The 17,778-nt window shown below is 40.0% G+C and carries 14 protein-coding genes, 1 tRNA gene and 2 pseudogenes; 8 read left to right on the top strand and 9 right to left on the bottom strand.

Annotated elements, in window-relative coordinates:
- Positions 1-353 precede the first annotated feature (353 nt).
- Both HHA41_RS09100 and HHA41_RS09095 read right to left on the bottom strand, forming a co-directional pair.
- A complete protein-coding gene (locus HHA41_RS09100) occupies positions 354-1,121 on the bottom strand; it encodes an OmpA family protein (protein ID WP_168461427.1) in 768 nt (255 codons plus the stop codon).
- Positions 1,118-1,813, bottom strand: a pseudogene (locus HHA41_RS09095) (type VI secretion system-associated protein TagF); the annotation flags it as partial. The pseudogene HHA41_RS09095 and the gene HHA41_RS09100, both read right to left, overlap by 4 nt.
- A 31-nt stretch (positions 1,814-1,844) precedes the next feature.
- On the opposite strand from HHA41_RS09095, the pseudogene HHA41_RS09090 reads away from it, so the two are divergent.
- From HHA41_RS09090 to HHA41_RS09070, 5 genes and pseudogenes are all read left to right on the top strand, one after another.
- Positions 1,845-2,087, top strand: a pseudogene (locus HHA41_RS09090) (type VI secretion system protein TssA); the annotation flags it as partial.
- A gap of 16 nt (positions 2,088-2,103) precedes the next feature.
- On the top strand, positions 2,104-3,468 hold the full coding sequence (gene tssK, locus HHA41_RS09085; RefSeq protein ID WP_168461425.1) for a type VI secretion system baseplate subunit TssK: 1,365 nt from the start codon (positions 2,104-2,106) through the stop codon (positions 3,466-3,468).
- A 10-nt stretch (positions 3,469-3,478) separates the two neighbouring features.
- Positions 3,479-4,285 (top strand): type IVB secretion system protein IcmH/DotU, encoded by an 807-nt coding sequence (icmH, locus tag HHA41_RS09080; RefSeq protein WP_168461424.1) that lies wholly within the window; start codon positions 3,479-3,481, stop codon positions 4,283-4,285.
- Between the two features lie 10 nt (positions 4,286-4,295).
- Positions 4,296-4,907, top strand: a complete 612-nt coding sequence (locus tag HHA41_RS09075; RefSeq protein WP_168461423.1) for a hypothetical protein — start codon at positions 4,296-4,298, stop codon at positions 4,905-4,907.
- A gap of 3 nt (positions 4,908-4,910) precedes the next feature.
- Positions 4,911-5,861, top strand: coding sequence for a M15 family metallopeptidase (locus tag HHA41_RS09070; RefSeq protein ID WP_168461422.1), 951 nt, complete (start codon positions 4,911-4,913; stop codon positions 5,859-5,861).
- Positions 5,862-6,015: 154 nt separating this feature from the next.
- Here the strand turns inward: HHA41_RS09070 and HHA41_RS09065 are convergent.
- Positions 6,016-6,105: transfer RNA gene (locus HHA41_RS09065), tRNA-Ser, on the bottom strand.
- Between the two features lie 86 nt (positions 6,106-6,191).
- A complete protein-coding gene (greB, locus tag HHA41_RS09060; RefSeq protein WP_168461420.1) occupies positions 6,192-6,689 on the bottom strand; it encodes a transcription elongation factor GreB in 498 nt (165 codons plus the stop codon).
- A gap of 364 nt (positions 6,690-7,053) precedes the next feature.
- Between greB and HHA41_RS09055 the strand changes: the two genes are divergently transcribed.
- Positions 7,054-8,169 carry a transglycosylase SLT domain-containing protein gene (locus HHA41_RS09055; protein ID WP_168418827.1) on the top strand — a complete coding sequence of 372 codons (1,116 nt, stop codon included), beginning with the start codon at positions 7,054-7,056 and terminating at the stop codon, positions 8,167-8,169.
- Between the two features lie 134 nt (positions 8,170-8,303).
- On the opposite strand, the gene HHA41_RS09050 is transcribed toward HHA41_RS09055, so the two are convergent.
- A complete protein-coding gene (locus HHA41_RS09050; RefSeq protein WP_004972111.1) occupies positions 8,304-8,687 on the bottom strand; it encodes an SCP2 sterol-binding domain-containing protein in 384 nt (127 codons plus the stop codon).
- Positions 8,688-8,923: 236 nt separating this feature from the next.
- The gene (ttcA, locus tag HHA41_RS09045; RefSeq protein ID WP_168418828.1) at positions 8,924-9,844 is read right to left on the bottom strand and encodes a tRNA 2-thiocytidine(32) synthetase TtcA; all 921 of its coding nucleotides are present in this window, start codon (positions 9,842-9,844) and stop codon (positions 8,924-8,926) included.
- A gap of 554 nt (positions 9,845-10,398) precedes the next feature.
- Between ttcA and HHA41_RS09040 the strand changes: the two genes are divergently transcribed.
- On the top strand, positions 10,399-11,223 hold the full coding sequence (locus tag HHA41_RS09040) for a lytic transglycosylase domain-containing protein (RefSeq protein WP_171525291.1): 825 nt from the start codon (positions 10,399-10,401) through the stop codon (positions 11,221-11,223).
- Between the two features lie 122 nt (positions 11,224-11,345).
- Positions 11,346-12,251, top strand: coding sequence for a protease HtpX (gene htpX, locus HHA41_RS09035; RefSeq protein WP_168418829.1), 906 nt, complete (start codon positions 11,346-11,348; stop codon positions 12,249-12,251).
- Between the two features lie 89 nt (positions 12,252-12,340).
- Here the strand turns inward: htpX and HHA41_RS09030 are convergent, their stop codons facing one another.
- From HHA41_RS09030 to HHA41_RS09020, 3 genes are all read right to left on the bottom strand, one after another.
- Positions 12,341-12,949, bottom strand: a complete 609-nt coding sequence (locus tag HHA41_RS09030) for a DUF4112 domain-containing protein (RefSeq protein ID WP_168461419.1) — start codon at positions 12,947-12,949, stop codon at positions 12,341-12,343.
- A gap of 144 nt (positions 12,950-13,093) precedes the next feature.
- Positions 13,094-14,428 carry a magnesium transporter gene (mgtE, locus tag HHA41_RS09025; protein WP_168461418.1) on the bottom strand — a complete coding sequence of 445 codons (1,335 nt, stop codon included), beginning with the start codon at positions 14,426-14,428 and terminating at the stop codon, positions 13,094-13,096.
- Positions 14,429-14,617: 189 nt separating this feature from the next.
- Positions 14,618-17,716 carry a multidrug efflux RND transporter permease subunit gene (locus tag HHA41_RS09020; RefSeq protein WP_168461416.1) on the bottom strand — a complete coding sequence of 1,033 codons (3,099 nt, stop codon included), beginning with the start codon at positions 17,714-17,716 and terminating at the stop codon, positions 14,618-14,620.
- Positions 17,717-17,778 lie beyond the last annotated feature (62 nt).

The raw sequence follows: 17,778 nt of genomic DNA, 5'->3' as shown, positions 1-17,778 counted from the left end.
TCATAAAAAAAGAGCGTATTTACATACGCTCTTTTTACAGTATTTTAACTTTTTTTGCTTAACTGACTGGCATTAATCCTTCGGGGTGGTTTTTTGTTTTGAATCTATCTCAACCCGAATTAAGTTTTTACTTTTAAATCTGAATGCAAGACAGATAAATACTATTCGCATGGTCACATAGAATAAGAAGTCAAACTATAAATGACCTAAGCCTCCAATTACAGCACCTTGGTGAGGTCATAAATTTTAGCAAGGAAACAAACGATGCTAACCTTATACCCTTAACTTGGACAAGCTACAATAATATAGGAGCTTGCCACTGTTTTATCCTATATTTTTTAATATCAAGACTTTTAAAGTACTTCAAATCCAATACGACGGTTTTTCTTACGACCATCTGCTGTTGCATTGTTTGCAACAGGCTGACTTGAACCCTTGCCTTCCGTACTTAAACGATCCGCTGCGATGTTTTTAGCCACCAAGTAGTCTTGCACAGCAACTGCACGCGCTTGGCTTAATACCGTATTTTTTTGAGCATCCCCTGAACTATCTGTATGTCCAATAATTTTGACTTTCTTGGCACCTACCGAGTTTAAAGCCACGGCCATTTCATCCAGAATTTTTTTACCTGCCTCTGTCAAAATTGAACTACCTGATTCAAATTCAACAATTCTATTTTTGAGTGCATCATCAATAATTTTTTGTTCAGCCTGATTGAGCGAAAGCTGCGCATGAAAGCGATACGGTTGTTGAACCAAGGCCTGGAAACGATGAGTGGTGGGTTGAATCTGATTTGAATCAGTCATTTTTCCTGTTAAATCGACCTGAGTTCCTTTCACCCGCAACTGACCTTGTGAGATTTTCTGGAGATCAGGTGTAATTACGCGTGTGACAGAATCACTCCATCCATTGAGTGCAGATACTGGACCTACTTTAATTTTATCAACAATTTGATTTGCACCATAAACAGACTGGATTTTCATCAAAATTGCTTGTTTACTTTCTTCATTAGGCACCACACCTTCGACGACAATAGGGGCTGCATTGGCAAAATGACTTTGTGCTAAAACACAGCAGCCAAACATTAAACTCGCCCAAAGAGATTTCGGATTTTTTTTCATAATGATTTATCTAAAAAAGTTTGTCTAAATAGTTTTAAGCCTTGCTGTAGACTCATTTGATGGTGACAAAGAGATTGTTCTAATGTGGCTAGACCTGCATTTTGTTCTAGGTAGGCATTTATCCACTGTGCCCGAATTAATGAAACCCAATGCTCACCCTGCATATTTTGAGTAAAAATATCACTTAGTGTAAGAATATCTGCCCCCTGAAAATCAATCACTAAAATTGGATCTTCACGGTGTAAAATACCAATCAAAATTTCAGAATGATGGCTTGCCAAGAAATGCCCTATCATGCCAACCCAAAATGCCGCAATTTCATAGCAATACATTGGGTTATGAATAGGTAAAATCAGTACTTTATTTAAATGCTTGGTTCCATTTCTTAATATAGGCTGCAACAAAAGTCCCAGCCCAATCATGCTCTGCGCCAATTCATGCACATTAATTTTCATTAATTGTGCAAAGGAATTCATCGTATGATTCTCGTAAAAATCATTGCATTCTTCAGCACTAAACACCTGAATTGCATTAGGGAGTTCATTCAATTTTTCGAGCATGATTGCTGTATCACAAATGCTATGTAAAACCCGATTCCGCTGAAATATATCGAGTAAAACTGCTTTATAACTAAAAGGAGCACATAACAAATTTTGATAGGGCTGTTCTACTTCGGTACAACCTGTGACAACGCAATCTTCTGAACCACATACTCAACTGTATTTCCAGCCACAAGTCCAATCACACGCCCAGAATCGTGAACAGGCGATGCGGGTACTGCAAGACATTGCGACTTATTTTCAAAAAAATGAGCCACATAGCCCTGTCAGTTATATGCTGCAAAAAACCATTAAATGGAGCCAAATGCCATTACATGAATGGTTAACTCAAGTGATTAAGGATGAACATCCTTTGCAAATGCTACAGGACACATTGGGTGTTCAACCAAAGAATGAAAATGAATAATTGTGGGTAAATACTTATGTTTAAAGCAGAAAAAGTTCTTTGGGGCGAAGGCTTATTTTTACGTCCTCAGCATTTCCAGATTCAAGATACCTATCACGAGCAACGTTTGAATCATACCATTCGTGCAATGATTCCCCACGCCTATGGCATACAAAAATTAAAGTTTGATGAATTACAACTGTCTACGCATATTCTGGCGTTACAAGACGTAGAAATGATTTGGCAAGACGGTGAAATCTATCATGCTCCTGCACAAGATTTGTTACTAGAACCTTTATTGCTAGACGACCTTAATCTGCAAACCGAAATGATGGTGTATTTGGCGCTACCTATTTTACAAGCCAATAAAAAGAATATAGCTGATGAAACACATTCAGCAACAAGTCGTTATCATTATTATTTGACTGAAACCCATGACATATTCACCGATGCATCCCCTGCCGAACTGAATTTATTGCGTCGCCGTGCTGAGTTCAAATTATTGGAGTTGCATCATCAACCTAGTCAAAGCCTAGATGGCTTTCTCTACATAGCCGCTGCAAAGTTAAAGCGCCAAAGCTCAGGTCATTTTGAACTTGATACGCAATTTATTCCTCCTATTTTACATATTGCGGCGTCTGAATCGCTCCTTAGCAACTTAAAACGTACACTCAATATCATCAAAGCCAAAATTAAAACCATTCAAAGTAATAATCGAGAAAATGAACAAAACCTAATCGAATTTCGTTCAGGCGATATTGTTTCCTTTTGGCTTATCAATGCATTAAATACAGCCTATGCAGGATTGAATCATGTATTATATTATCCAAAAATTCATCCCGAACGCTTATTTTCTGAATTATTACGCCTAACTGGGTCATTACTCACTTTTTCAACGAATTATGACGTAGACCATTTACCTCACTATAAGCATCATCAATTACAAGAAAGTTTTCAGCAGCTTGATCTGATTTTAAGAGATTTATTAGACACTATTATTTCGAGTCGTTGTTTTAGTATTGCCTTAAAAGAAACAAGGCCTTCTTATTGGGTTGGTCGACTTGAATCGGACAAAATTACCCGTGATACACGTCTTTACATCGCTGTTTCAAGCAGCATGATGCAAGCACACGAATTAATTCAAATTGTACCTTTGCGCTTTAAAGTGGGTAGTACCATAGATGTAGAACAAAGGGTGATTGCAGCACTTCCTGCTGTGCCATTGCGTCATTTAATGCAAGTCCCCACCGCAATTCCTGTACGTTCAGGTGTCAGCTATTTTGAAATCGAAGCACATCACGAACTCTATCCACGTATGCTTGAATCTGAATCTATCTGTGTCTATGTACCAGCAGGTTTCCAAGATATGAGTATTGAACTCATTGCCGTAATGAACAGTTAAGAGAATCACAATGACTCAGCCCACGAGTATTCCTTCTTTATTTGAAGATGGACAAATTGGCTCAGGTATAACTACGCCTGATCTACCAAAAAATAACACACAAACAAACAATTTAATTGACCTATTGCATGATGGTTTTTACTTGGTTTTTCTATTGCGCTATCGTTATATTCCCGAAAACCCAAGTGATTTTCGGGAAAAAATTTTAGATTTATTGCACCATTTTGAACAACAAGCCAAGCGTTTACAATTTTCTGCTGATGACATACAAGATGCCAAATATGCTTTTTGTGCGTTAATGGATGAAACAATTGCCACCCAGCAAGATGCAGCATACTTCAACTTACAAAACACATGGCTGATTAGCCCATTGCAGTTGAGTTTATTTGGTTCGCAGTTAGCGGGTTATCGTTTTTTTGAAATCTTGGAACAACTACGTGGTCGTGGTAGAGAACGTTTAGCTTCACTTGAAGTATTTCATTACTGCTTGCTGCTCGGTTTTCAGGGCAAATATCGGCTAGAGTCGATAGAAAGTTTAAATCATTTGGTTGCACGTCTGGGTGATGAAATTGATTATTTAAAAGGGAAAAAAGCTGCATTTTCACCTTTTTCTGCCATTCCTGATCATATTAAACATATTATTCACCACGAACTCCCTTTCGTCTGGATTCTAATTTTTTTATTCCTATTTACCCTCCTCACGTTTGTGGGCTTAAGGTTCATGTTATCTCAACAAAATGTGAATACTTTCACACCGTATCAACATGTGATTTCCTCTCCTGCAGAAGAAGCCCATATCACCATCCATTTGCCCTAGTAGATGACGTATGACTCAGGAAAGAATCACATCGTTACGAATATTACCGAACAATAAGAAAAAGATCTTATCACCAGTCATGTATTTACTAATCGGATTTATATTGGGGCTTCTGTTTGCTGCGTTGATTTTTTGGGTGTTTATAATCGACTCCAGCACACCAAAAGCCAATATGCTGCAGATCAATAAAGAACATGAATTTATTCAGCCCGATTCAAAAGAAACACTAGCAAATAGCGATGCGCATATTACTGCTCATCAAACCATAGAAATTCAGTCTGAAGCGATAGAGTCCGAGGAAGATAATAATTTTATACAGCCAGCAAGCCATGATTTAAATAAATTTTTCCAACATGCCCCTGTAGCAGCGCCATCTCCAACTGGGCAGCAGAGTTCACCATTTGCAAATGAACCAAAAGCCAAGTCTGTATCTACCGCAGCACCTGAAAATTTATCAAAACGTCATAATAAAACAGTACCTAAAGCAGTAGATGCACTTGAAAAAATTGTCACGCCTAAAACTATGCCTGAAAACATAACAGAATCTGACCCTGAAACACCTGCCGCAAGCTTAAAAATCACAGTGACGCAAAAAACTATCGCTGCAAATGAAGCTCAATAAGCCATGGTCTTTCTGATTTTTTTCTGCTTTGTGTCAGTAGCGTTGGGATTAACGCTACTCATGTCTTATGAGATACGTGATCAGTGCCAACAACTGTTGCAATCCTTGCTCCCAAGCGGAAAAAAGAGAATTGTCCATGCCATGCGATTTGCAGAGAATATGCATCAGGCTGCCTCACCTGAAAAATTGCAAACGCATTGGCACTTACAACAATGGTGGATTTTAATTGCAGGTTTCTTTTTATTTGCCAGTATTCTTGTGTTTGCATTTACACGCCCCATCAACTCTACACGTATTGAAGCCAAATATTTAAAAGAAACTGACCCACAGGTTTATGCTTTATTGAATGGTGAAATACTCAGTCCACCGCCAGATATAGATGTGCACCTGATTCAAGATGCAATTGTAGAAGCGACTCGACTTGAACAAGCTTATTTAACGCAACATTCAAGCGATACAAGTATTTATACAACACGAATTGAGGATGCACTGCCGCATTCTCATGCGAGTTTAGATACGTCTTTGGTGAATCGTAAATGGGATAAAATCAATCCACGCTATAAGCAACGTTTACTTATGGTATTCAAAATTATGAAAGAACAACATGGCTATGAATTGGTGTTACTCGAAGGCTATCGTAGCCCAAGTCGCCAAAATATGTTAGCAGGCAATCGTAATACAACGCGCGCTCAAGGCTATCAAAGTTATCATCAATTTGGTTTAGCTGCCGATGTTGCCTTCAAACGCAACGGTAAAGTGGTCATTTCAGAACGGGATCCGTGGGCGATGCGTGGCTATGAACTCTATGGTGAAGTTGCTGAGTCTGTAGGTTTGACTTGGGGTGGTCGTTGGAAATCAATTAAGGATTATGGTCATACAGAATACCGTATGCCTGGTTTAAAAAAGACTAAACAAATGGCAGAACAATTGATTGCTGAGGCTCATTTACATTGAATACTCAGCAGCTTATTGGACTCAACATATCCACCATAAAAAAAAGCAGTAAGAAATGATCTTACTGCTTTTTTAAATATGACTTAGAAGTGATAGCTTGTATCTCATTTTTCATATTTATAACTTCTGATTTTATCAATCAAAAGATAAGATTTGGCGGAAGCGGTGAGATTCGAACTCACGGAGGACTCACACCCTCGTCGGTTTTCAAGACCGGTGCATTAAACCGCTCTGCCACGCTTCCAATGGCGGCTATCATATAAAGAAAAATTCAGCTTGGCAAATATTTTCTAAAAATTATGCTTCAAATGTACAAAATAAAATCAAAAATCAGCCTTCTTGTGTGATTTCAGGCTTTTCATAACGTATCGAATTAATAAACCAGCTCTTTTTACCTAAAGGTGTGTGTACGTCTACTTCATCATCTACCTGTTTAGACAGCAAAGCCCGCGCCATAGGAGATTCAATTGAAATATGCTGCGGGTGATGATCATAAATTTCATCTACTCCCACAATTCTTAGCGTCTTTTGCTCGCCTTGTTCATTTTCAATTTCGACCCACGCACCAAAATACACTTTCCCCTCTTGTTCAGGAGAAAAATCGACTATACGTAACTCTTCTAAACGCTTACCTAAGTACCGCACCCGACGGTCTATTTCACGCAACCTTTTTTTATTATAGTGGTAATCCGCATTTTCCGACCGATCGCCAAGGCTTGCTGCCCAGTTCACTTTTTTCGTGATTTCAGGTCGTTCTTCATGCCATAAATGTTGTAGTTCAGCGACCAGTTTATCGTGTCCAGAACGTGTAATTAAGTTAGATTTCACGGTGTTTTTGCTGCCATTTTTTTACATTTGGTTAACATCAATCGTCTATTTTATTGCATTTTTCTACACAACTAAAGTTTATAAATTTTATTCCTTAATAAAATTAATATCTTATGTTACATTTTTCAAAAAATTGGTGTACAAAATTTGACATCCAAAAATTTCGTCTTTATTATTCGCACATCTTTTTATATTGTTCAATTTTTAACCCGTGTAGAAATTCTACACATGTTTCCCTTTAATCCCAAGTCATTTTGAATGACGTCATGACTGCCCAACCCTTATTGAATTTATCAAACTTGAAAAAGTTCAAGGCATGTTGCCTTTGCTTTTTAGGGCATAAATTACTTGTAGCGGAGCCAACATGCACAGTAGTTCAACGTCTGGGTCTAGGCTTAGCCTTCACTCATTTTTTAATCGTCTTCCTTTAAAAGTCCTTGCTTTAAGTACTGCATTTCTCCCATTTCACAGTATTAACGCAGGCAAAACGGCCCATCAGTTTGACAACGTCGTCAATCAAAATAAATTGACCGTCGTTTCAGTAGCCAATTCAACGACTGTCTTTAAAGATGGACAGCATTTACATGGCTTTGGTTATGACCTAGTGCGTAACTATGCCGAAAGCATGAATGTGAAACTCGAATTTAAAACTGTGAGCGACAATGCCACAGCTTTAAAATGGGTTTCTTCTGGTAAAGCCAACTTTGCGATGACCACATCGAGTATCCAAAGTATCGAAAATCAGCAACTCACTGCATTTTCTGCCAGTTGTGGCGATTTAAATACCCTAAAGCGTAATGGCTTGAATAGCGAGCTGAACTGGGTGTTTAAACACGCAGATGATCCACTGAGCCAAACCGCAAGTAACTTTGTTTGCCGTGGCAAACAAAACGGTTCTATTAGCCAATTGGCTTCATTTTATAACCGTAATGTTGTTAAGCAAGAATCGTGGGATCTGATCCAACGTGATTTGCGTAATCGTCTACCTCTATATAAGGCAAACTTTAAAAAGACAGCAACACAGTATGATTTGGACTGGCATCTTTTGGCAGCCATTGGCTATCAGGAATCTTACCTAAAACCTAATTCTGTGTCGCCAACGGGTGTGCGTGGCATTATGATGCTGACCAACAATACAGCAAAAGCAATGGGTGTCAGTAACCGTACCGATCCTGCTCAAAGTATTCAGGGTGGTGCCAAGTATTATGACCAAATGCTAAACCGCTATGATCATATTCCGTTCCCTGATCGTAACTGGTACGCACTAGTGGCTTATAACATGGGCCCAGGCGCAGTCAGTCAGATTCAGAAGCGAATTCGTGCGCAAGGTAAAAACCCAAATAACTGGGTGAACTTATATGCTTATTTAGACCGTAACAAAGCCAGCAATGGTCGTTATCGTCAAGCGGTGCAATACGTGACCCGTATTCGTGCTTATTTAGAGCATATTAAGACCACACCACAATTGGTTAACATCTAAGTCGCTTAAATCGCAAATTTGATTTTGTTGCTTCTTATTTATAGCCCAAATAAAAAAGCCTAGTTGATACGTCAACTAGGCTTTTTTAATGCTGTAGCGGCAATGAATACCCACTACAGCAGAAATAACTTTAATTAAGCAGATTGCTCAAGAATCTTCTTAAACAAATCTTTTTGTTCTTGGCTTGGTTTTGCAGTTTGCAATGCCATTAATTGTGACATATCACCCTGTACTTTGATTTTACCTGTCATGAAAGCCTGCATTGCAGCAGCCATATCAAATTCTAAGAATACTTTGCGTAAGGTTTCCGCATCCATATTTAATGTTGTTTTCGCGTTATCCGCCAAACCTTTTTGGATTTTACCGCCATCTAAAGACAACTCGGTGTTGCCTGCAGCATCAGTCACCACTAAGTTAATTGCTAGATTTGCCAATGCAGGAGGTAAATTTAAATCACCAGCTTGAGCCGTTAAGTTTTCTACAGTCGCAAACCAATCATCAGTTAAAAAAGCAGGCATGATTCTTCCTCAATATATTTGTGCATGTGTGTTGTCTATCCAGACACCATCATTATTAAGCTATTTTGCTTGATGATTGTTATAGCATGATAACCTGAATAAAGGCTAAGAAATTTTGTACGGGACGTTCAGTTTTTGTATATTTAATACTTTATCAAATAAATCAATAGCATAAAAAAACACCAAGCCGAAGCTTGGTGTTTATATTGAATCTAAGATTAACGCACTCTTTAAACTTAGTCTGCAGCGTAGCCTAAATTGACCATATTGATGCGCTTGTTCTGCTCAGCAGCATTTTGTTCAACCTGATCTGCAAAATCAAATACACGCTGGCTATCTAAAGCTTCAAAGTCAAATAATTCGCGATCTGCCAATTGGGATGGCGATACATTCTGCAAAGCACCAAAAATACTGTGTAAACGCTTAGGATGGGCTTTATCCCACTCACGCAGCATGTCGTTAATAATCGCACGTTGTAAGTTTTCCTGTGAACCACACAAGTTACACGGAATAATTGGGAATTTGCGCATTTCTGCATATTTGATGATGTCTTTTTCTTCCACATAAGCCAATGGACGAATCAACATATTTTTCTTGTCTGAAGAAAGTAGCTTTGGCGGCATCGCCTTTAAACTGCCCCCATGGAACAAGTTCAAGAAAAAAGTCGCCAAAATATCATCACGGTGATGTCCAAGCGCCACTTTGGTCGCACCAATTTCCTGTGCGAAGCCATAGAGCGAACCACGGCGCAAACGTGAACATACCGCACAATAGGTTTTTCCTTCAGGGGTTAAACGCTTGGTGATGCTATAGGTGTCTTTTTCCAAAATATAATACGGAATGTTATTTTCTTCTAAATAACGCGGTAATACATCTTCAGGGAAACCAGGTTGCTTTTGGTCTAGGTTGACTGCCACCACATCAAAATTGATTGGCGCAATACGTTTAAACTGCAACATAATGTCCAGCAAGGTATAACTGTCTTTCCCGCCAGAAATACACACCATGACTTTATCGCCATCTTCAATCATATTGAAGTCACGAATCGCATGCCCGACTTGGCGACGCAGCTTTTTCAACAAACGATAATACGCAGAGCTGGTTGGGAGTTCTGGCTTGAAATTAAATCCTTGATCGGACTCAACGGGTGAGAACATAGACGAGATTAACCCATGAAAAAAATTACCGCGCAATTTTAGCCGATTCAGACCAACATCGCATCAAAAGAATGCAAATTCATCGGAATCAAAATTTTTGTCATCGGGCTGTATTGAACCGCATGTTATTTTGAACCTTCGCGTTCAGTTTTTCGGCAAGATGCTTATCTTTTGGACTTTTCCACAGTTTTCCACAAATCCTGTGGATAACTTTGTGGATTTAAAACAACTTGACAAGGCCTCTTGCCGATATTCTAAGGCTTCTCTTTAAATTGATCATTTTGTGATCATTTTTATTTTAAATAAAAATCAATGATTTAAGTGTGTCAAGCTAAGCCAATTAAAAAAAAATAAATATTTTTTTTGATTACTCTGTCAGCAATTTCGCTTGATTTTTTTCGCTACTCCTGTAAATGAATTTGTACAAAGTCTTTTCATCTGTGAGATTTTTGTTAAACTCGTAACAACTGTTTGGGGACAGCTTTTAGTGTAATCACACCATGAAAAATAAAATGAAGGTTTTTTTACTGTGTTTTTTTGGATCTGTTAGCAGCATGCCATTGCTTACGGCTGCACATGCAGGTCAGATTTATATGTATAAAGACAATAACGGCAGCACCCTACTGACCAACCGTAAAAGTAACGACCGTTCCCTAAAAAAAGTTAAAGTCACCTATTACGCAGACAGCAATATTCACAGCTATCGCAACTGGGGTTCATCTGAAGCTTCAGTATTGCCAAGTTATAGCCGCAATAAAAATGCCTTTGACCATATAATTCAGCAAGCTGCACAACAACATGGCATCTCTGAAGGTTTAATTAAAGCGGTCATGCATACCGAATCGGGCTTTAATGTAAATGCACGCTCCCCTGTCGGTGCACAAGGCTTAATGCAGCTTATGCCTGCTACAGCACGTCGTTTTAATGTCAGCAATGCTTATGATCCGCATCAAAACATTATGGCGGGTGCAAAATATTTAGCATGGTTATTAAAACGCTTTAATGGCAATACCACTTTGGCCTTGGCAGGTTATAACGCAGGTGAAGGCAACGTCGCAAAATACGGCGGTGTACCACCTTTTCGTGAAACACAGGACTATGTCCGTCGTGTTACCAGCCGCTATAGCAACCTATATGCCAATGGAGTGAGCGCTGGTAGCCCTCAAAATAATAATACTTCTAGTAGCAGTACTGGCCAAAATGCACAAATTATTGCGCAGTCAGATAATTATAGCGCCAGCAACCATCAAGTCAGCATGAACAAACGTCCGCAACGACAAATTATTATAGCTGCAGATGGTAGCTTTACCGATGCCCCAACGGGCTCTTATGCCACTAGCAATGCCACTGCTTCGGCACGTATTTTCATTTCAGAATAAAGTCGATATTTTTGGTACAGTTTTATTATTTTTTCTTGAATTTTTAAGACATACACCGCATATTTAACGACATGATTTATTAACAAATCAGATTACATTTTCAATATAAGAGGATTTACTCAATGATGCGGATTGGTTTGTTCTTGCTAACCAACCTCGCGGTACTGGTTGTAGCTGGCATAATTTTGTCACTCTTCGGTGTCGGTAGTTACCATGGCGCGGGTGGCTTAAACCTAGGCAACCTGTTGGTCATCTGTTTTGTCTTTGGTATGGTTGGCTCTTTAATTTCTCTATTCATGTCTAAATGGATGGCGAAAAAAACAACTGGGACTGAATTAATTGACCCGAATGCCCCTCGTAACCAAGCTGAAGCGTGGTTATTAAATGAAGTTGCACAATTGTCGCAACGTGCTGGTATTAAAATGCCAGAAGTGGGTATTTTCCCTTCTTATCAATCTAATGCTTTTGCAACGGGTTGGAACAAAAATGATGCTTTAGTGGCTGTATCTACTGGCTTGCTTGAGCGCATGAATAAAGATGAATTACGCGCGGTACTGGCACATGAAATTGGCCACGTTGCCAATGGTGACATGGTTACACTGGCACTGATTCAAGGTGTTGTAAACGCATTTGTTATGTTCTTTGCTCGTGTTGCAGGTGACTTTATTGACCGTAATGTCTTTGGTCGTGAAGATGGCGAAGCCCCAGGCTTGGCTTACTTTGCAATTACCATTGTATTAGATATTGTCTTTGGTATTTTGGCGTCTTCAATTGTGATGTGGTTCTCGCGTCAACGTGAATACCGTGCAGATGAAGCAGGTGCACGTTTAGCAGGTAAACAAGCCATGATTTCTGCGTTATTGCGTTTACAAGCAGAGTCTGAGATGCCAGATGCAATGCCAAAAGAAATGAAAGCTTTTGCAATTTCTGCAGGTAAAGAACAAGGTTTTAGTTTGGCTGCATTGTTCCAAACTCACCCGAGCATTGAACAACGTGTTGCAGCATTACAACAATTAAACTTGCCTTAAGACTGTTCAACACATTGTGATTTCACAACAAAAAAGCTTCCTTCGGGAAGCTTTTTTTATGACTGCATACAAGCCAAACTTTACTTATTTTATACTGCAAAAGTTTGTGACCACTGCCACAACCAACTTGCACCCAACCACATGGCCCAAACAAGCAAGATTAAAAACAGTACTCCCAATAAATCGGGTAAATGAATCCAGAGCCATGCCACTATAGGATTACGCCAAAATGCTGACTGCTGCTGTTTACGTTCTAATTGCTCATGTAAAAAAGGATGCGTGACATGGTGTTCACTCTGAATTTGATATTCTTCACGTATATGGCTATGCACCACATCTAAAGCTTTACGACTCGGACGAATAAATACATCAAAGACTGTTCCGACAATTGGCACAAAACCGACCACTGCATCTACCACAGCCAGTTTAATGACTGGCGTAAGTTTACTTTGCGGCACACCAATTTGTTTGGCTTTATAAATGGCATAGCAGGTCAAGGCAAAACCAGCGACATCTCCTGCCACGGGAAGTGTCCCCAGAGCAGCATCTGCCCCGACACCCTGCTTGGTAAATGGAATACGTACCACTGAATCCATCATATTGGCAAATTTGGCTAAATCTCGCTCTAAACGAATCACCTCATCTTGACTGAGTTTTTTAGCACGAGGATTGGCATTTGAAAGTGGAGATTGAGGCATAGCAATATTTATGTCTTTTTTAAAGCAATCTATTTGAGAATAAAGCAGATTTTGACTCAGGTCTGTTATGTTTTTATAAATGCTAATCTAAGATGAATTTAAAGTGCTTAAAGGATTTATTTAAGGCAACAGAAGCCCGATAATTTAAAGTAGAAGCTGTGAAGCAATAAATAAATACACCACCACGCCTGTTGCATCACAAATGGAAGTTACTAACGGTGCAGATGCACTTGCAGGGTCTAGCTTCAAACGATTCAGGATGAAAGGTAGGCTCATTCCAATTAAACAGCCCATCAGCACAATGCCCATCATACTCAAAGCCAACACCAGTGAAACCATAAGATCGCCACGGTAATAACCTAAAATAGAGACTGCAAACGCCATGGTGCCACCTAAACATAGCGCGACTAAACTTTCACGCCCAAGCAGATACAACCAATCTTTAAACTGCACATCGCCTGTGGCCAGTGCTCGCACCATCAATGTTGCAGACTGAGAACCTGCATTTCCACCACTGCCCACCAACAACGGTAAAAAGAACACCAACACAATATGTGCAGCAATAATTTCTTCATAATGTGCGATTCCCATACCAGACAGCAAACTGCCAAAGACCAGAATCACCAGCCAAAACACACGTTTACGGTATAAAAATAAAATAGGTGCAGTTTTCATACTCAGTCCAGGCGATGAACCAACGGCACTCGACTTTAAAAAGTCCTCCGTAGTTTCAGCCTGTACCACATCCATTGCATCGTCATAAGTGACAATCCCCAACAAATGCTGTTCATCATCTACAATCGGCAAGGCTAGGAAATCATAATGACTGAGCTTTAGGGCAATACTTTCCTGATCTTCAGTGACCAAACCCGTCACCAAGTCGGTACACATCACCTGTTTAATTTTTTGCTCAGGCGGATTTTGAATAATCTCTCTTAAAGAAATGACGCCCAGCAGTTTCATGGCCGCATCTACAATATAAATCAGGTATAAAGTTTCCCGATCTGCTGTCATTGTGCGCAGTTCATCTATGGCTTGCTGCATATTTAATTCAGGCGAAAGCACCACAAAGTCGGAGCTCATAATGGCGCCAGCCGACTCTTCGGGATAATGCGCCAAGGACTGAATTTGAGCGCGCTTTTCTTCTGCAATATTTAAGCTGATATAGCGCTGTAAATTGGGGGACAGTAATTTATATAAGTCTGTGCGATCATCCGAATGCATCTCTGAAATCAAAGCAACCAATTTCAGAGGAGCAATGGTTTCAGCAATTTTTAGCTGTGAATGTAAGGGCAAAAACTCCATCACCAAGGCAGCACTGTCTAATTGTTCAATTAAACTGACCTGAGCTTGCAGACTTAAATACTGTATTAAATCGGCTAAATCGGCAGGGTTAATATTTTGAATCATCTCCTGCACGGCACTGTATTGATGTGATTGCAGTGCATGTTCTAACTGTTCAGTGTGTAAAAGTTTCATGCCAATCACCAATACCATCAGCCCACGGGCGTAGCCAAATACGAATGAAATATGAGCTAAAGATTTTCACAGTATTTAGTAAATCTAAGATTAAGCTTGCTAATTTTACAGGCTTGAGCTTGGAGCAACATCATAGCCTAAAACTCAGCTAAGCATTTCATTAAAATCATTTTTTAAGCGATAACAAGCTTAGATTTTTTGTACTTTAGGTTTAAACACCGAACGAATCAACACATACATAAACGGAATAAAAATTAAGACTAAAATTGTGCCAAACACTACCCCACCCAACACACTTACGCCAATTTCCTGACGGCTTGCTGCGCCTGCACCAAAAGCGAAGACCAATGGTAATATACCTGCGCCAAATGCCAATGAAGTCATTAAAATTGGTCTAAGCCGTAAACTCGCACCTTCTAAAGCAGCTTGCACCACTTGTTTTCCCTGCTGCTGCGCCACAGAGGCAAATTCCACAATTAATATTGCATTTTTACAAGACAAACCAATGGTGGTCAGTAAGGCAATTTGAAAATAAATGTCGTTAGGAAAGCCGGCAAAATAACTAAATAGAATATTGCCACCTATACCCAATGGAATTGCAGTCATTACTGCGGTTGGAATGCTCCAGCTTTCATACAAGGCAGCCAAACACAGAAAAATAAAACCAATTGAAACCAAATATAAAATTAAGGCTTGAGCGCTGGACTGATTTTCTTCATAAGACAATCCACTCCATGCCAAATCTATTCCTTGTTGCTGTGCAACTAATTGTTCCAAATCACGCATAGCCTGACCAGAACTTTTGCCTTCTGTCGTATCGGCTTCCATTTGCAAGGCGCTATATCCCATGAAACGATTGACCACTTCAGGCCCACCACCCCAGCTTAGCTGGGCAAACTGGCTAAATGGCACCATCTGGTTTTGTTGATTACGTACCGACCACTGATATAAATCTTCAGGTTGAGTACGAAACTCTGCATCGCCTTGCATAATCACACGTTTAATTCGGCCGCGATCAATAAAATCATTAATATAATTGCCACCCCATGCAGCCGACAAAGTGCTGTTGATTGCAGTTTGGGTTAGACCCGCTGCCATGGCTTGTTTCTGATCCATCGTGACATTTAATTCAGCTTTTTCTGGGTTAGCACGCTGATCCAAATTTTCAAAACTTGAGTATTGGCTCGCTTGCTTCGCTAAGTTCTCAAACTGTTGCGTTAAAAAGTCCCGCCCTGCACCATTCACATCCCGAATCCAAAACTCTAGACTGTCGGTTTGCCCCAAGCCACGTACTGAAGCAGGCAATCCAATCATAATCTGGGCATCAGGATGCTGACGAAAATGTTGCATCGCCCGTTCACGAATGGCTTCTGCAGTATTCGCTTTACCCGTTCGTTCATCCCAATGTTTAAGTGCTATAAAGCCTTGTCCTAAATTCTGTCCCGTTCCCGAAAAATTACGTCCATAACGCAGCATCACCAAGTCAACATTGTCTGCCTCTTGCTGCATGAAATATGCACGGACACTTTCTCCCACTTCTCGGCTTTTCGATAATGGCGCACCTTCTTGCAATTTAATCTGGACAGATAACATGCCTTGATCTTCATTGGGAATAAAACTGGTTGGCAAGGCACGGTAAAATAAGGCAAAGACCGTGAGTAAACTGGCAAAAACAACCAGACAGATGCTCTTATGCTGCATAGTCCATGCAGAAAGCTGGAGATAGCGTTGTTTGAATTGTTCCAGTTTTTGATTAAACCACAACGCCCATTTTGCAGGCTGTGGATTCGGCTTTAAAATCAAAGCACATAATGCAGGCGTTAAAATGAGCGCAACCAGTAAGGATAAAGACATTGCAGTAACCAACGTAATGGAAAACTGACGATAGATCACGCCTGTTGACCCACCAAAAAACGCCATAGGAATAAATACTGCTGTCAGTACTAAGGTAATACCCACCAAAGCACCACTAATTTCCTGCATGGATGCAATGGCGGCCTGTTTAGCGTTAAGCTGCTGTTCATGCATTAAGCGCTCTACGTTCTCCACCACCACAATCGCATCATCCACCAACAAACCAATCGCCAAAACCAACGCAAATAAAGTCAGGGTATTGATGCTCATGCCAAATACTTGCAGAATGGCCATTGTCCCCAAAATCACCACAGGCACAGTCACGGTAGGAATGAGCGTCGCGCGCCAATTCTGTAAAAATAGGAACATGACTATCACGACTAAAATGACCGCTTCAATTAAAGTTTTCACCACTTCTTTAATTGATTCCTGCACAAATGGCGTGTTGTCTCTTGGAAATACGATTTGATAGCCATCAGGTAACTGTTGTTTTAAGTGCTGTATTTCTTTTTGAATTAAAGCCGAGGTTTGCAGCGCATTCGCCCCTGAAGATAAGGAAATCCCCATGCCTGCCGACGGAAAACCATTAATGGTATTAAAACTTTGATAATTCTCTGCGCCCAACTCAATACGTGCAACATCCTTTAAATAAACAAAGCCGCCTGTTTGATTGGCCTTTAAAATAATATTTTCAAATTCTTCTACAGTTTTTAAGCGTGAACCTGAGGTAACTTTGGCATTGAGGTATTGATCTTGAGCAGTCGGTAATTCTCCAATTGCCCCTGCTGCAACCTGTGTATTTTGCGCTTGTACTGCTGCCCGAATATCACTGGGCATTAATGCATATTGCTTAAGCTTTAAAGGGTTTAGCCAAATTCGCATGGCATATTGCGAACCAAAAACATCGACCTCTCCTACACCCTCAATACGGGCAAGGTCTTGTTCCAAATGGCTCATCATATAATCTGATAAGGCAATATTACTGCTTTTGCCTGTAGCATCGTACAAGCCAATCACCATGTGCATATCACCTAGTGATTTGAATACATTTACACCCTGACGTTGTACATCTTCTGGTAAACGGTTGATTGCACCATTAATGGCATTTTGCACTTGTACTTGTGCGGTATCTGGATTGGTTCCATTTTCAAAGCTGATACTAATTCGGCTACGACCCGAAGAATCACTGCTAGAACTGAAATACAGCAAATGATCTAGCCCTTTAATTTGCTGCTCTAAGATTTGCGTTACACTTTCTTCAACTGTTTCAGCAGAAGCGCCCGTATAGGTCGCACTGACGGTAATACGTGGTGGTGCTATATCTGGATAGCGTTCTACAGGTAAATTTAATACTGAAAAAATCCCCAGTGCCATCACAATAATTGCGAGCACACCAGCGAAAATCGGACGTTCAATAAAAAATTTAGACAGCATAAAACAGGGTCACTTTTAGGTGGCAGTGTTGAATTTCAAATCGCGGAATCATCAAGTTTTTG

The sequence above is a fragment of the Acinetobacter sp. A1 genome (assembly GCF_012371315.1).
Lineage (GTDB): Bacteria > Pseudomonadota > Gammaproteobacteria > Pseudomonadales > Moraxellaceae > Acinetobacter.
The sequence above is the reverse complement of the archived record's forward strand: the minus strand, read 5'-3'. Positions and strand labels throughout refer to the sequence as shown.

What these genes read in the sequence shown, in the direction of transcription:
- tssK (WP_168461425.1), top strand. Translation starts at nt 2,104, where the DNA reads ATGTTTAAAGCAGAAAAAGTTCTTTGGGGCGAAGGCTTATTTTTACGT.
- HHA41_RS09020 (WP_168461416.1), bottom strand. Translation starts at nt 17,716, where the DNA reads ATGCTGTCTAAATTTTTTATTGAACGTCCGATTTTCGCTGGTGTGCTC.
- HHA41_RS09040 (WP_171525291.1), top strand. Translation starts at nt 10,399, where the DNA reads ATGCCATTGCTTACGGCTGCACATGCAGGTCAGATTTATATGTATAAA.
- HHA41_RS09100 (WP_168461427.1), bottom strand. Translation starts at nt 1,121, where the DNA reads ATGAAAAAAAATCCGAAATCTCTTTGGGCGAGTTTAATGTTTGGCTGC.
- icmH (WP_168461424.1), top strand. Translation starts at nt 3,479, where the DNA reads ATGACTCAGCCCACGAGTATTCCTTCTTTATTTGAAGATGGACAAATT.
- mgtE (WP_168461418.1), bottom strand. Translation starts at nt 14,428, where the DNA reads ATGAAACTTTTACACACTGAACAGTTAGAACATGCACTGCAATCACAT.
- HHA41_RS09070 (WP_168461422.1), top strand. Translation starts at nt 4,911, where the DNA reads ATGGTCTTTCTGATTTTTTTCTGCTTTGTGTCAGTAGCGTTGGGATTA.
- HHA41_RS09050 (WP_004972111.1), bottom strand. Translation starts at nt 8,687, where the DNA reads ATGCCTGCTTTTTTAACTGATGATTGGTTTGCGACTGTAGAAAACTTA.
- htpX (WP_168418829.1), top strand. Translation starts at nt 11,346, where the DNA reads ATGATGCGGATTGGTTTGTTCTTGCTAACCAACCTCGCGGTACTGGTT.
- HHA41_RS09055 (WP_168418827.1), top strand. Translation starts at nt 7,054, where the DNA reads ATGCACAGTAGTTCAACGTCTGGGTCTAGGCTTAGCCTTCACTCATTT.
- HHA41_RS09030 (WP_168461419.1), bottom strand. Translation starts at nt 12,949, where the DNA reads ATGCCTCAATCTCCACTTTCAAATGCCAATCCTCGTGCTAAAAAACTC.
- ttcA (WP_168418828.1), bottom strand. Translation starts at nt 9,844, where the DNA reads ATGTTCTCACCCGTTGAGTCCGATCAAGGATTTAATTTCAAGCCAGAA.
- HHA41_RS09075 (WP_168461423.1), top strand. Translation starts at nt 4,296, where the DNA reads ATGACTCAGGAAAGAATCACATCGTTACGAATATTACCGAACAATAAG.